This is a genomic window from Amphritea pacifica, from assembly GCF_016924145.1.
In the GTDB taxonomy this organism is placed as follows: Bacteria; Pseudomonadota; Gammaproteobacteria; order Pseudomonadales; family Balneatricaceae; genus Amphritea; species Amphritea pacifica.
Genome location: NZ_JAFFZO010000004.1, coordinates 57,749 through 72,689, shown reverse-complemented (window position 1 = coordinate 72,689; position 14,941 = coordinate 57,749). Strand labels below are relative to the sequence as shown.

10 protein-coding genes are annotated in these 14,941 nt (G+C 50.3%); 4 read left to right on the top strand and 6 right to left on the bottom strand.

Features of this window, described 5'->3' with window-relative positions:
* Window positions 1-390: 390 nt before the first annotated feature.
* Window positions 391-2,424: a TonB-dependent copper receptor gene (locus JW499_RS02905; protein ID WP_205209177.1), complete on the bottom strand. Its 2,034-nt coding sequence runs from the start codon at window positions 2,422-2,424 to the stop codon at window positions 391-393.
* A 337-nt stretch (window positions 2,425-2,761) separates the two neighbouring features.
* On the opposite strand from JW499_RS02905, the gene gcvP reads away from it, so the two are divergent.
* Together gcvP and JW499_RS02895 are read left to right on the top strand one after the other, a co-directional pair.
* Window positions 2,762-5,668, top strand: coding sequence for an aminomethyl-transferring glycine dehydrogenase (gene gcvP / locus JW499_RS02900; RefSeq protein WP_205209176.1), 2,907 nt, complete (start codon window positions 2,762-2,764; stop codon window positions 5,666-5,668).
* 247 nt (window positions 5,669-5,915) lie between these two features.
* A complete protein-coding gene (locus tag JW499_RS02895) occupies window positions 5,916-6,173 on the top strand; it encodes an HlyU family transcriptional regulator (protein WP_205209175.1) in 258 nt (85 codons plus the stop codon).
* A gap of 225 nt (window positions 6,174-6,398) precedes the next feature.
* On the opposite strand, the gene JW499_RS02890 is transcribed toward JW499_RS02895, so the two are convergent.
* On the bottom strand, window positions 6,399-7,736 hold the full coding sequence (locus tag JW499_RS02890) for a DUF945 family protein (RefSeq protein ID WP_205209174.1): 1,338 nt from the start codon (window positions 7,734-7,736) through the stop codon (window positions 6,399-6,401).
* Between the two features lie 735 nt (window positions 7,737-8,471).
* Between JW499_RS02890 and JW499_RS02885 the strand changes: the two genes are divergently transcribed.
* Window positions 8,472-8,687, top strand: coding sequence for a hypothetical protein (locus tag JW499_RS02885; RefSeq protein WP_205209173.1), 216 nt, complete (start codon window positions 8,472-8,474; stop codon window positions 8,685-8,687).
* Between the two features lie 416 nt (window positions 8,688-9,103).
* On the opposite strand, the gene JW499_RS02880 is transcribed toward JW499_RS02885, so the two are convergent.
* The 3 genes from JW499_RS02880 to JW499_RS02870 are packed head-to-tail and all read right to left on the bottom strand — an operon-like array spanning window position 9,104 to window position 12,115.
* Window positions 9,104-9,898 carry a cyclase family protein gene (locus JW499_RS02880; RefSeq protein ID WP_205209172.1) on the bottom strand — a complete coding sequence of 265 codons (795 nt, stop codon included), beginning with the start codon at window positions 9,896-9,898 and terminating at the stop codon, window positions 9,104-9,106.
* A complete protein-coding gene (locus JW499_RS02875) occupies window positions 9,891-10,877 on the bottom strand; it encodes a fumarylacetoacetate hydrolase family protein (RefSeq protein WP_205209171.1) in 987 nt (328 codons plus the stop codon). The genes JW499_RS02880 and JW499_RS02875 overlap by 8 nt, the downstream gene beginning before the upstream one ends.
* 23 nt (window positions 10,878-10,900) lie before the next feature.
* Window positions 10,901-12,115: an MFS transporter gene (locus JW499_RS02870; protein ID WP_205209170.1), complete on the bottom strand. Its 1,215-nt coding sequence runs from the start codon at window positions 12,113-12,115 to the stop codon at window positions 10,901-10,903.
* A gap of 232 nt (window positions 12,116-12,347) precedes the next feature.
* Here JW499_RS02870 and JW499_RS02865 point away from each other — a divergent pair, with 232 nt between their 5' ends.
* Entirely contained in the window at window positions 12,348-13,256 is a 909-nt protein-coding gene (locus tag JW499_RS02865; RefSeq protein ID WP_205209169.1) for a LysR family transcriptional regulator, read from the top strand.
* Between the two features lie 115 nt (window positions 13,257-13,371).
* On the opposite strand, the gene JW499_RS02860 is transcribed toward JW499_RS02865, so the two are convergent.
* Window positions 13,372-14,703, bottom strand: a complete 1,332-nt coding sequence (locus tag JW499_RS02860) for a porin (protein ID WP_205209168.1) — start codon at window positions 14,701-14,703, stop codon at window positions 13,372-13,374.
* Window positions 14,704-14,941: the final 238 nt, after the last annotated feature.

The window sequence follows — 14,941 nt, the reverse complement described above, 5'->3', positions numbered from 1 at the left end:
GCCACCCCAAAAGATTACTCACCACCGAGAACACAGAGAGCACCGAGGAAAAGCGAGACCTAAAGTAAGAACGTAAAGCTCTTCTCTGTGGATCTCCGCGCCCTTAGTATGTCCTTTGGATACTGCGAAAGCCACCCCAAAAGATTACTCACCACCGAGAACACAGAGAGCACCGAGGAAAAGCGAGACCTAAAGTAAGAACGTAAAGCTCTTCTCTGTGGACCTCTGTGTCCTCTGTGGTGAACAGCTCTTACTCTGGAAAACCGCTCTTACCCCAAAGCTCTTCTCTGTGTCCGCGGTGTCCCTGCGGTAAAACGCTCTTACCAAAACAAAGATATAAAAAAGCCGGGTCAAAGGACCCGGCAAGACTAAAGGGAAAATCCAAAACGATCAGAACGACTGTGTTACCCGGATCCAGGCGCTGCGGCCCGGCTCAGTCACCTGATAACTGGTACCGGTGGTCACATCACCCCGGCTTTCATGCACGGTGTAGGCTTTATCCATCAGGTTATCCACACCGGCGATCAGGCTTAAACCACTCTCAAACTCATACTGTGCGTGCATATTAACGATGCCATAGCCCGGGGTTTTGCGCACATCCTGGCCACCGCAGTTGGCAGCGCCACTGAGACAGATATCTTTCTGACTGGCGACCAGTTGCCACTCGACTCCCATCTGCAGACGGTCTTTCTGGTAATCCAGTGCGCTGTTCAGCTCCAGCGGTGCAATACGTGACAGGGGCGTATCATCATCCAGATTATTCCCCACCGTCCAGGCAAGTGAGCTACCCAGTTGCCAATTAGCATTCAGCGGGTATGCCGCTTCCAGTTCAGCGCCATAGAGTTCCGCCTCAACATTGCGATAGAGATCACGGTTTTTCATCCCCGCAGTCACGGTTTCGCGCAGAATGTAATCATTGACACGGTTATACCAGCCCGTTGCCGACCAGCTCACAGAATCCAGATTACCCTGCAGACTGACCTCCAACTGATGATGTTTCTCGGGGGCCAGTTCCGGATTCCCGATCCAGTCACCGGTCATGGTATAACGCGCCATATAGCGTTCGGTGGCATCGGCAGTACGCACGCTACGTGACAACGTACTTTCAACTGTGTACTGATCATTCAGACGGTGAGTCCAGCTGGCAAAACCGCCCACATTATGCTCGGTCCGTTGTTCTCCTGCATCGGCCGGCGCTCCGGCCAGTTGCCAGATATCGGCTGAACTTAAGACCGGCATACCCGCAGTCTCATCTCTGCGGGTGGCTTCCGCTTTAATCAGATCGTAGCGCAGCCCGCCTTTGACAATGTCATCGGCCCCCAGCGCTTTTTCACCCTCAGCAAACACACCGGTCTGCTTAATCTCTGCGCCCGGCCACATAATCCGCTGCACGACTCCGGCGGCATTCCGCAACTCTGCATTACGTTCGTTATTCTGTATATCCGCCCCGAAGGTCCAGTCGATATCAGCAGCCCGGGCATCAAATATCAGCCGCAGCCCTTCGGTGTCAGAGGTTGATGGCGCCTGCATCTTCATCATTCCCGACGGGCGCAGGCTGTAGTTATCCATATTGTGCTTAACATCTGACTTATACAGTTCCAGCTGCATCTGTTGTAACGCACCCTGCTCAAACTCATGGGTCAGTTTCAGACGGGAGGTGTCGGCATCTGCATAGGGCGAGTCCATCCCCGCACCAGCAAACAGAACATCATCCTCTTCCTGCTTCTCATAACTGGCTTCGATAGTGGTCAGATCTGTCAGCCTATACCCCACCAACAGTGATTTAGACAGGCTTTCAAAGGATGAGCGCACCTCATTACCATCACCATCCTGATAATTATCGGCTTCGGTTTTATGGCCAATAATGCGGATATAGCCCTGATCAGACCCTGCCGCAACATCGGCTCCCAGTTCATAGCGGTCACTGTTGCCCTGATAGCTGGCACTCAGTTCACCGCTGTAACCCTTGTCATCAAACTGCGGCCAGTCCCGCTCAAACAGTACCGTTCCGCCGGAACCGCCCCCGCCATAGACAACGGTACGATTGCCCTTGATTACGGTAACACTGTCATAGCTATCAACATTACTATATGAGGTCGGGGGGTCCATCCGGTTGGGGCAGCCACCATGAACATAGGCGCCATCCAGCAGAATATTCAGTTGGGTCTGGCTCTGCCCCCGGATCACCGGGTCGATCGACCGGCCCCCCATACGGATACCGGAGACACCGCTCAGGCTTTGCAACAACTCCCCACCATCCGTCGTCGGGGATGCCTGCACCGCTGCGGTTTCACTCTGCACAGTATTTTCCACCTGCGGCAGACCCGAGGTTATCTCGATCACCAGCGGTTTATCATCATGGCCGGCGAATGCCGGGGCGGAAATAGCGGCGGCGACCGCCAGCGAAAGGGTTGTCTTGATCATACAGCGTTCCTTAGCAGAGACAGATATAAGCATTTACCGCTATTGTAAATTCACGTGCTGCTGCTGAGGTGTGACAGGATGCCGCATGGTGCTGTGACATATTGCCGCACTGATATTGGGGTCTATAGTGGAAACAGACCCGACACTATAAGCACATCTGTTTCCAATAATGGAATATCGACTATTTTTTAATACATCAACGCCACAAAAAGCTGTATCATACGCCACCAAAATCAGAGGGGCGGTTAAACCAACTAACGCTTAGCCAGTAAGCCTCCGTGCACGTTTTGTATTTTACTTACCCATTTTCAATTTTGATCTTCGCAGGACACACACCATGAGCGCAGATAACATCCAATCCCTGGCACAGCTGGAACAGACTGATGCATTTATCGGTCGTCATATCGGCCCCAACACCGAAGAACAGCTGTCTATGCTGGCCGAACTGGGGCTGGAATCCCTGGATCAGTTGATCGGGCAGACCGTCCCCGGCAGCATCCAGCTGAAACAACCAATCAACCTGGACACCTGCCGTACTGAGGATGATGTGCTGGCGGAACTGAAGCAGATCGCCTCGAAAAATGTGATCAACCGCTCCATGATCGGTATGGGTTACACCGACACCATCGTGCCCAATGTTATCCTGCGTAATGTTCTGGAAAACCCCGGCTGGTACACCGCCTATACGCCCTATCAGCCTGAAGTCGCTCAGGGACGTCTCGAAGCCCTGCTGAACTATCAGCAGATGGTGCTTGACCTTACCGGTCTGGATCTGGCCAACGCCTCGCTGCTGGATGAAGCCACTGCGGCGGCCGAAGCGATGACGCTATGTAAGCGGATGTCCAAAGCGCGTAAAGCCAACATCTTCCTGGTGGATGAAAACCTGCATCCGCAAAATATCAGCGTGATTCAAACCCGTGCCGAGCCGCTGGGCTATGAAGTCATTGTTGGCGATCTGGACAGCCTGATCGATCAGCACGAACCGTTCGGCGTGATCGCTCAGTACCCGGGCACCTACGGCCATGTGAAAGATCTCTCTGAACTGATTGAAAAAACCCACGCCAAAAAAGCGCTGTTCTGTGCCGCCGCCGATATCATGAGTCTGGTAATGCTCAAGTCACCGGGCGAGCTGGGGGCCGATGTTGTGTTCGGTTCCGCTCAGCGTTTTGGTGTACCGATGGGCTTTGGAGGCCCGCACGCGGCCTACTTTGCCACCCGCGATGAATACAAGCGTTCGGTACCTGGCCGTATTATTGGCGTGTCTGTCGATAGCCGCGGTAATCAGGCGCTGCGGATGGCGATGCAGACCCGTGAGCAACATATCCGCCGCGAGAAAGCGACCTCTAACATCTGTACTGCACAGGTGCTGCTGGCCAATATGGCAGGTTTCTACGCCACCTATCATGGTCCTGAGGGTCTGAAGACGATCGCTGGCCGCATCCACCGGATGGCTGATATTCTCGCCACCGGTCTGCAGGTTAAAGGGGTTCAACTGGTTAACAGCCACTGGTTCGACACCCTCACTCTGGATCTGGGGGAACAACGTGACAACGCCTATGAAGCCGCGCTGGCACTGGGGATCAACCTGCGTAAAGTGGGCAGCGATCAGTTGGGTATCACCTGCGACGAAAAAACCGAGCGGCAGGATATTCTCGATCTGTGGCAGGCGATTCTGGGGGCTGATCACGGTCTGGATATTGACGCGATTGATACCCAGTTGGTCACCAACGGCTCAGCATCCATCCCGGCAGAACTGGTGCGCACCTCTGCGATTCTGAGCCATCCGGTATTCAACACCCACCACAGTGAAACCGAGATGCTGCGCTACCTCAAGCGGCTGGAAAACAAAGATATTTCGCTGACCCACGCGATGATCGCACTGGGTTCCTGCACCATGAAGCTGAACGCCACGGCTGAGATGATTCCGGTCAGCTGGCCTGAGTTTGCCAACCTGCACCCGTTTGCACCGATTGATCAGGCCGCTGGCTACAGCGAGATGATCAACTCTCTGGAACAGATGCTGATCGCCATCACCGGTTTCGATGCCATCTGCATGCAACCGAACTCCGGCGCACAGGGCGAATATGCAGGTCTGCTGGCGATCCGCAAATTCCATCAGGCCAACGGCGATGATCACCGCAACATCTGTCTGATCCCAAGCTCGGCGCACGGGACTAACCCCGCATCCGCAGCACTGGCAGATATGAAAGTAGTTATCGTCGGCTGTGACGACAAAGGCAACGTCGATATGGCGGATATGCGGGCCAAAGCAGAACTGCACGCCGACAACCTCGCCTGCCTGATGATCACCTACCCATCGACCCACGGTGTATACGAAGAGAGCATCCGCGAGATCTGCGAAATCATCCACCAGCATGGCGGGCAGGTGTATATGGATGGTGCCAATATGAACGCGCAGGTGGCGATCAGCCAGCCGGGCGAAATTGGCGCGGACGTGTCCCACCTTAACCTGCACAAAACCTTCTGTATCCCTCACGGTGGCGGTGGCCCGGGTATGGGCCCTATCGGTATCAAAGCGCACCTGGCACCGTTCGTGGCTAACCACCCGGTACAGAAAATTGATGGTCCGAAGGCGGACAACGGTGCCGTATCAGCAGCCCCCTGGGGCAGCGCCAGCATCCTGCCGATCACCTGGGTGTATATCGCCCTGATGGGTCAGCCGGGTCTGCGTAAAGCGACTGAAGTTGCCATTCTCAATGCCAATTACATGGCGAAGAAGCTGGGTGAACACTACCCGGTGCTCTACACCGGCCGTAACGACAAAGTCGCCCACGAATGCATCATCGACCTGCGCCCACTGAAAGAGCGCACCGGTATCTCTGAAGAGGATGTGGCCAAACGCCTGATGGATTACGGTTTCCATGCACCGACCATGTCCTTCCCGGTGGCCGGCACCCTGATGATCGAGCCCACCGAGTCCGAGCCCCTCTGCGAACTGGACCGTTTCATCGAAGCGATGACGGCTATCCGTCAGGAGATCGCCGATGTGGAAGCCGGTATTATGGATGCTGAAAAGAACCCGCTGAAAGGCGCACCTCACACACTGGAAGACCTGATCGATCCTAACTGGGATCGCCCCTACTCTCCGGTTCTGGGTGCCTTCCCGCTGGCGTCCGTTAAAGCCAACAAGTTCTGGCCAACGGTTAACCGCATCGACAACGTCTATGGCGACCGCAACCTGTTCTGCGCCTGTCCATCGATTGAGAGCTATTCGCAAGAGTAAGTTTGATATTGGTTTACGTTAAAACGCAAAAGGCCGCTCCCCGTGAGCGGCCTTTTTTGTGACACCCTGAAGATCAGCAGCAGAGCACGTTGCGAGGCTGACTGCGCTTCTGATCTCCTCTCGAACCGCTATCGCTTATCCAACCTTAGTACCTTTTTCATACACCCATAAACATACTTTGGTATCTCAACGCTTCCTCTTGGGCTTCGCCTGCTCTATACATGGAATAAAAAAAGAGGAGAGAACCATGTCCCTGCTATCAGCGCTGAAATCACTGTTTACGCCCCTGCCTGAGGGGGCAATCCGATATAAAGGCTATACCATCCTGGCAACACCTGAAGAAAATGGCGGGGTGTTCCGGATCAGTGGTGTGATCGCCAGAAAAAATCACCAGAAAAGCTTTACCCTGGTTGACCAGGTTTCGGACCGGAGTCTGAGTGTCAAACACTGGCAACAGTACGCAAAAAACTTTATTGATCAGAAAAACCTGAACCCTCTGACCTGAAAAAAGAGCCTTCACAGAGCATGACTCATTTATCAGGTAAAGCGGTTAACGGTTGAGCGATTCACAAGTGTGGATCGGCAGCCCGTCAGGTTAAAAACATGAAAGGCCACTCATCACTGAGTGGCCTTTTGTAACCTGTTGACGGTTGATCAGGTCAGTGAGTTCAGCAACTGACGCCTGCCTGATCTCTCAGACGCCAGCGGACTATCACTTCAGATAACAGAGTTATCGCATCAGGTTTTCAATCGAGGTGGGTTCACCGTTGAGTGTAATGGCACCGTCCTTGAGAATCAGTTTTGCCGTTAATCCAGCATCATCCGCAACAAACTTGTTGCTCATCGCCGCCATCATCGCGACTTCCGGCGAAAGCTCAGACACGCTATTGGGGATGGCCACCAGAATATCCAGATCCACCTGCTGCAGCAGTTTCATCGCTGCTAACGCACCACCAGTTTCCAGTTCAGAGATAAATTCCTCGGTGATATCTTTGGTTAACAGGGTGTTAACGTGTGATTCCAGGGCACCATCATTGACGTCTGAGTTCACCCAAAGATTGATCGCCAGATCTTTTTTCAATAACGCGACTACCTGCTCTTTAAGAAACTGCTCATCCATCCCAACCATACCCGGGTCAACCGAGCCTGATTCTGACATCTGTTTTGCCAGCTTCTGAGAGTAATCAGACAGCTTTGAAATCGGTGCAAAAGGGGTATCGGCAAAGCTGACGCCTATACTCACATCTTTTACCGATACATCGCTGTTAGTTCTTTTATTCAACGCCGCAGGCAGGGTAAATTCGCCAATGTTAAGGCTGCCATCACCGCTATAGTTACCATTTTCAACATCACCACTGGAAACCATTGAAACGCCTTTGACTGTCAGGGGGGCTTCCAGCTCTGGGGCAACAACCGTTATATGATCAACGTTAAACTTACTGTCTCCAAGGAAAAAACGCTTTTCGTACATAGCGCCATCCATCGTCAGGGTTGACTCGCTGATACGCACCTCGCCACCGCCAGCATCCACAACGGCAACCGGTGAAAACGTTCCATCAACCTCTACCTCCGACAATGAAGCGTTCGCCTTTGAACTCATGCGACCACCGTCGGATGTGATTCTGACGTTTGTTGCAGTGGTGATATCGAACGGGTTAATAGTCATCTGAGAGGTTTCCTCCCCCATCAGATCAATATTACCTGAGATAGTGACAGGCTCTTTACCTTTAAAGGCTGCACGGATCTGCTCATCCTGAAGCCCCATATTTTTCAGGGTGCATGAGTAATCGAAGCTGAGCATTTTGTGCACACCGTCACAGCCAATCACTACCTCACCGATTGGCAGGTCCTGTTCCAGCTCGGGATTGGTCACCCACTTATATTCCGCATAGGTTGCCTTATATCCCCGCTCATACTTCACAATCTCCATCTTCCCGTAGGGGGACCGTGAATTCAGATCAACAAGCGACTGTCTTGTTTGTGACTCTGCCAGATAGCCTGATGCATAAGGTAATCCACCGGCTACCGCAGCAACGGCAACCAGACCAATAATAATAGGTTTCTTCATTTTTCATCCCGGTTATAAATAAGCTTTCGTAAACATCCATATAAACAAGCAGTGTAAGACCGACAGTGTTGTATGAAATGGGTAAAATTTTCTTGTTTGGAGCAGCTTAACGACTACCCAGCGTTCTACTCTGAAGCACATTGCCAGTGCGCAGAAACACACAAACAGAGCATCTGAGTAAAAAACTGGCTAACTGACTGAGTTAAAATCACTTTGAAAAAATCCTTTTCATGTGGCTCCCTGTATAGCGCCGGTGTCCAGCGCGGGAGTATTTTACGGGTAAAACGTTGCAAATAGAAACCGGATTGACAATAAACTGTGTCTGTATGCGAAAGGGGCGATTCCTGGGTGCAGGGAGGCGTTTTTATCTCTGTACTCTTAGCATGTCCTTTGGCTACTGTGGTGAATCGCCGTCGGGCCACCCGATACTCACTAATAAAAGCGGGCTCACCCTGCGGTATCCGGGATATGAAAAGTACTAGATTTGGTTTGAGCTTTAAGCAACATCATACAAAGAAGATAGCAAGAGCATGCCAGTTAGCGCTACTGACAACACTGGCAAGAAAATCGAAGTTTTTCATTGCGGGACGCGCAAGCCCGCGGCCGTATGACCCGAATACAACAAACTGACCGGGATCAATAAAGCATCCACAAACTCATATCAAACTGGCAACCCTTGAAATCCGTTCTACACTGGAAAATCTGTCGATGTAATTAATAAAGGAGCGATACGCAATGAAGCCAGTCCATCCGCAAGTACTCGTCATCAGCAAACTCCAGCAACGGGCGATGCAGCTAAAATCGCTACGGGCGATATCCCAACAGCAGTCGCTGAACATGGCAGCCAATGAGCAGGGCTTCAATGATTATCAACACTATCTGGACGCCGTTCGCAAGCAAGCCATCCAGAAAATGCTGAGACAAAGCGGCCGGCCACAGATGGTACAGTGACCATTTCCCGGGGCCTGAAACACACCACTCTGAGCCGGCAACCGGTCAAAACGGCTGGCTATTATGCTTATTTCCGCCCCCTCGAGCCCCCATATTCGGGATCAGTGTAAAAACTCACAACGACATTAGCCACTGCCTAAAATAAAACACCTAACGTGTTTACACTGTCTAACTAGTGCCCATGTCATGGTCAACGCTAACCTGACAAAATGTATCATTGCCTAAAATCACTGCTGGTATCCAAAGGGCATGCTAAAGCAGCTCCTACATGAGCCTAAGGAACCCAGAGAGTCGCTCCCACAAAAAACCTGGCCAAAGAGGACAAGCAGCCGAAGGCTGCGTTCGGACAAATGAAATGATCGGACTAGCGCAGCGATCGAACTCCGATCATTCAGACACAGGAGAGGGAGTCATCCTCAGTGATCAAAAATTGCCACCGCCCTTACGAATCCCGCTGATGCTTTTTCTATCTTGTATGGGAAACAGGAGACAATAAAACCGTAAGCAGGCAGAGATTCCAGATTGGAGAGTTTTTCCATCTGTCCATACGCTATATCCCGTCCCGCTTTATGACCTTCCCAGACGATAGCTGGATTTTTTTCTTCGCTAAACCGCTTCGCGGTAAAACTGAAAGGTGCATCCCAGCTCCAGGCATCAGTACCAACAACCCGCACCCCTTGTTCCAGTAAAAACAGGGTTGCTTCCCGTCCCATACCAACCCCAGCATCCAGATATTCAGGCTGACCATAGAGCTTTCCGGCCCGGGTATTAACCAGAACAATATCCAGAGGCTGAAGACGATAACTGATCCGCTCCAGCTCATGCTTAATATCCTGAGGCGTTATCACATAACCATCAGGAAGATGACGAAAATCCAGTTTCACACCCGGTTGTAAACACCATTCCAGAGGAAGCTCATCAATGCCCCAGGAAGGTTCCCCACCATCGGTGGTGGAAGCATAGTGCCAGGGAGCATCCATATGGGTTCCACTATGAGTGGTCAGTACCATATCTTCAACGGCCCACCCCTCCCGGCCCGGCAGATCCGCTGCGGTTAACCCGGGAAACATCCCAAGTAAACTGGGTAAACCCTGCTGATGATCTTTATAATCGATTTTCGGTAGCAACGGCGGTGGATCGGTATAGGGATTGTTATTCAGGCTGACTGACAGATCCACAATCCGTCGATTTGATCTGATTAAGTTACTCATATACAACTCCCTGAGAAACACGCTGATCAATGGCGCCAAAAACAGTCTCATTATCAGCGTTGAAAACTTCCATACGAATCTGATCACCGAACTGCATAAATGCAGTTGTCATACTACCGGTCTCAATCATCTCCAGTGCCCGCCTTTCAGCGATACAGGATGAACCTCTTCGGGAATCTTTATTGGACACGGTTCCTGAACCGATAATCGTGCCTGCCCCCAGATTTCGGGTGTATGCCGCATGTGCTATCAACTCAGCAAAACTGAAATCCATTTCCCCCCCGTCAGGATGACCAAACAACGTCCCATTCCAGGTTACGGACAGAGGCAGGCAGACCCGCCCATCCCGCCAGTTTCCATCAAGCTCATCGGGTGTCACCGCTACCGGAGCGAAACTGGATGAGGGCTTTGCCTGAATGAAACCAAACCCGCTGCGTATCTCTCGCTGAATAAAACTACGCAAACTGACATCATTCACAATGGAGATCAGCCTGACATGTTCCAGCGCCTGGTCCGCCGGACACGCCATAGGGACATCATCGAGGAAAACAACAAATTCGCCTTCAAAATCGATATCATGATCTTCACTCGGCAGCTGAATCGGATCATTGGCACCGATAAACGTATCAGACGCCCCCTGATACATTAGCGGAATCCTCTCGTCATCCTGAGGGGGTAATTTAAAAGCTTGCTGAATCAGATGGCCATGATTCAGAAACGCGGAACCATCCAGCCACTGATAAGACCTCGGCAGAGGTGCCATCGCCGCAGCACTGTTAAACGGAAAAGCACTGTCAATAGAGCGTGTATTGAGTTGCTGATAAAGCTGTTCAAGTGCCGGAGAATAGCTTTCCCAGTTTTCCAACAACAGCTGTAATCCTGGCACTATATGATGAATATCCAGAGCCTGGCTGAGATCTCTGGAAACCAGTGCCAACTCCCCGTCACGCTGGTCATTCTTTAGGGTTGCAAATTTCATAGCAGATCCTGTTGGCCGAAGATTCAGGCGACTGCTTTAGCAGTCATCGGCGATTGCTCAGTGTGCTTAACCGGAATAAACAGTGACAACAGACTGGCGATGAGCAGAGAAGCCGAAGCGGTATACAGCCAACTGCTGTAGTCACCCGTCATATCAAACAAGCGTCCGGCAATATAGGGGCCGATCGCTCCGCCAACCAGGAAGACGGCATACACTGCACCATAAGCAACCCCATACACTTTACGGACGAAAAGACGCCCTACAAGAAAAGAGATCAGGTCAACTTCAGAGCCTATAGCCAGACCAGTGATAATAGCTCCCAGCTTGGCATACGCAGGTCCACCGAGTCCCAGCGTTAACAGTCCAACACTGGCAACCAGAAACAAACCCGCGGTGATATAGGCGGCAGAGAAACGATCCAGCAACACACCGGTAATCAGACGTCCCGCTATTACCGACACGCCAATTAATGAAGCAACAGCACCCGCCTGCGGAGGTGTCAGCCCACTATCTGTGAGCATCGAGAAGAAATGCGCTACGGTGCCCAGTACTGCCACTGCCGTTAAGAAAAAGATCAGGCAGAGATGATAGAAACGACGAGTATTGAACAAGCTTACTGCAGAAAACCGCTCTTTCTCGGTGCTGATTTCAGTGTCTTTGGCACCTCTCAGTAGTAACCAGATCACTGGAATCGAGATCAGTACAACAGTTCCCAGCGCAAAATAACCGCTTCTCCATCCATGTTCAGCAATGTAAGGAGCCAACAGTTTCGGCAGCAGTATCGCCCCAGTCCCCGTACCGGTCAGAATAAGCCCCAACGCTTTACCCCGGTTTTTTTCAAAAGCCACAATCACCAGACGCGTAAAAGGCAGAGGGGTTGAGCCCGCGGTCAGCATAGACATCACTGAAATAATGATCAGATAACTGGTGAGATCAACGGTAAACAGACCAAGAGCAAAAAATGACGCCGCCAGACAAGCTAAACAGACAAACGCAACCCGGGCACTACCAAACCTGTCCACCAGCCAGCCGGTGGGTATCACCATCAAAGCAGCGCAGGAAGTCCCCACCAGAGCCCCCAGGGATGAGTCTGCTCGTGTCCAGCCAAACTCAGCGGCAATCGGTTTCATAAACAGGCCGATGGAATAAAAATAGATTGAGCTCACCCCTACGGAAATACCAATAAAGGTGGCCAGTAATAATCGCCAGTTTTGCATGAACTCAGATGAGGATTTCATACCTCACCTCCTTTTTTAAGGATTGGTCTGGTAGAAAGAGAATCCAATATAGTCGGAGTGCGGGACGTATTACGCGACCGATAGCAGATAGGTTTCATAGTTAAATTTCCTCTTTATTTTTGTTATTTGCTGTATCAGAGGAAAATAATAGATAAACTTAATATATAAAAAAAATCATATTTTACGATAACTATCATCAACTTTTTTAGATGATTATAAAGAAGGATACACTATGCGTTTTCACCATTTGGACCTTAATTTGTTGGTTGCTCTGGACGCTATGTTAACGGAAAAGAATGTTACCAGGGCTGCAGATAAGCTTAATGTCAGTCAATCCGCCGCCAGCGGCTTACTGGCTCGCCTGAGGGAATATTTTGATGATGAGTTGCTGGTCAAAACCGGCAGGAAAATGATCGCTACACCGTTAGCGATCTCACTTGAAGAGCCGTTAAAGCGTGTATTGCTTGATATCCAGACAAATATCGTCAGTAACAAGGAATTTAACCCTGAGACATCCACACGACATTTCAGAGTGATGGCATCTGACTACGTAACCAGCGTCTTTCTGGCTCCCTTTTTTAACCATATTCAGCCTCTGGCCCCGAATATGACATTCGATATAATTCCAAACAACAACCAGTATGAAGAGTTACTTTCCAGGGGCGATATAGATTTTTTAATCCAGCCTGATGTTTATATGACCGCTAATCACCCGAAGCAGCTACTGTTCGAGGATCATTATGTCTGTGTGGTGTGGGAGAATAATCCCTGGGTCGGAGATGAAATGAGCTATGACCTCTATCTCAGTCTGGGTCACATCGTAATTAATCTGGGCGAAAACAGAGCACCCAGTTTTGAAGAGGACTATGCCCGAAAATTCGGCAATGCCAGGCTGATTGAAGTCTCTACCAGTAACTTTAATACACTGCCACATCTATTGAATGGCACCAACCGGGTAGCGATTATGCAGTATCGGTTGGCCCGGATATACGCTGATACCATGCCACTTAAAATTCTTGATGTACCCGAAAAAATCCCCAATCTTAAAGAGTATATCCAGTGGAACAAAATACTCGACAGTGATCCGGCGCATCAGTGGTTGAAAATGCAGAGCGTAGCTCTGCTGATGGATGCTAAATAAAAAATGAGGAGGCTAAACCTCCTCGAAAAAGACGGTAAAGAAACCCGGGCTCTTAAATTCCCCGGGATAACAAACCGCCCTCACCTACAAAATTATCCAACTGAACACTGATCAATCAGAAAGAATAGTTCACACCCATGGCATAACTGTTGCCAACGGACAGATCTGAGACCTTATCGTGCATATAACGTGTATACCAGATTGCATTATCCGAAAGGGTGTAATCATACCCCACTGTCAGAGTATCCCTTTTAAGATTCGCCCCCCAGCTTCTGTCCATCGTGCTGTTGGCAAAAGAAGCTTTGGCGACTCCCGGTCCCGCAGGGACAGATATACCAAACTGCGCCATCTTAATCTCATAGTTTTGCGCACCACCCGCACGCATACCTTCCACTTTAGAACGGCTCAACTGACCAAAGAGTTTAAACGTTTTGAAATCATAGGATGTACCCAGTTGCCGGGTACTGTACTGCTGTGCTGTAAACACCGGAAACGCTGTAGCCAGTGTAGTCAAAGCCATTGGATACGTTATCGATGCATCAGTAATCTTCTCTACCGACAGAACCGCAGCGAAAGGGTATCCGCCGACAGTGATACTTCCCCCCATCCTTTCTCCCCGGTTACTGCCTTCATCCGGCGCATATGACAAAGATAAAACAGCCCCGGCCAGTTTAGGAGCAGTATAATTAATGGTGTTATCCCAGCCGCTATCGCTGCCGCCCATGCCAGTAGACATCGGCTGGGCGGGACTGCCTACATAGTTATGCATAAAACTGGGACTAAATTTAGGCGACGCGCCAAACGGGTTAAAACGAATGGTATTAATAAAGTTCAGGGTGCTGATCCGGCCCAGACGTATAGAACCAAACCCACCTTTAATCCCGGCCCATGCAGCGCGACTAAACGTTCCTTCACCATCAAGGCCACGGGTTATATCTCCATCATCAAGTCGGAAAAAACTGGCGATTTCAGCATTCAAAGTTAACGATTCACTCAGCGGTGCATTCGCGCGCACTCCGGCATAAGATGTTGACAGCATTCCACCGTCCACTTCAAACTTAGAATCCTGACCGCTCAGTTGATGAGAGTGTACGCCAATATCAAGGTTGCCAAAGTAATCGATATTATAACTATCCTCTGCATAAGCGTTGTGACTAACACCGAAGGCAGCACCCAATATAAGCGGATATACCCTCCCTCCAATCTCTCCGGTTTTTAAATATTTTAAGCAACCCAAAAACTGGCTATCATTTATTTTTCTTATCATTCGTTTAGCTCCGATATTATTATTTTTTGAAACACTCAGGCTAAAAATACTAAGTGATGGAGAACTAACCGAAAAATCGAATATCACGATATAAAGTATCAACTTTTTTAGATATGAGAGTGAAATAAAACAACTTTTTAATGATATTAAGTGACTAAAGTATAAGCTATCGCTTTCCACCTAAACGGGGACAAACAGCCGGAGACAGTGTTCAGATATATGAAATGATCGGACTAGCGCAGCGATCGAACATTGATTTCACCTCGAAGAAGACGGTAGGAGGCGCGCCCTCGCGGCGATTGATCGTGCATTTTGCCTGCTGATAGTTTCATCGCGACGGGGCGTCGCTCCCACAGGGAAGTCATGCCCCTCAGTGCTCTCTGTGAACTGAGTTTGCCCCTTAGGTGCTGTGGTAAAC

What these genes read in the sequence shown, in the direction of transcription:
- JW499_RS02880 (WP_205209172.1), bottom strand. Translation starts at nt 9,898, where the DNA reads ATGAGTAACTTAATCAGATCAAATCGACGGATTGTGGATCTGTCAGTC.
- JW499_RS02905 (WP_205209177.1), bottom strand. Translation starts at nt 2,424, where the DNA reads ATGATCAAGACAACCCTTTCGCTGGCGGTCGCCGCCGCTATTTCCGCC.
- JW499_RS02865 (WP_205209169.1), top strand. Translation starts at nt 12,348, where the DNA reads ATGCGTTTTCACCATTTGGACCTTAATTTGTTGGTTGCTCTGGACGCT.
- JW499_RS02870 (WP_205209170.1), bottom strand. Translation starts at nt 12,115, where the DNA reads ATGAAATCCTCATCTGAGTTCATGCAAAACTGGCGATTATTACTGGCC.
- gcvP (WP_205209176.1), top strand. Translation starts at nt 2,762, where the DNA reads ATGAGCGCAGATAACATCCAATCCCTGGCACAGCTGGAACAGACTGAT.
- JW499_RS02890 (WP_205209174.1), bottom strand. Translation starts at nt 7,736, where the DNA reads ATGAAGAAACCTATTATTATTGGTCTGGTTGCCGTTGCTGCGGTAGCC.
- JW499_RS02885 (WP_205209173.1), top strand. Translation starts at nt 8,472, where the DNA reads ATGAAGCCAGTCCATCCGCAAGTACTCGTCATCAGCAAACTCCAGCAA.
- JW499_RS02875 (WP_205209171.1), bottom strand. Translation starts at nt 10,877, where the DNA reads ATGAAATTTGCAACCCTAAAGAATGACCAGCGTGACGGGGAGTTGGCA.
- JW499_RS02895 (WP_205209175.1), top strand. Translation starts at nt 5,916, where the DNA reads ATGTCCCTGCTATCAGCGCTGAAATCACTGTTTACGCCCCTGCCTGAG.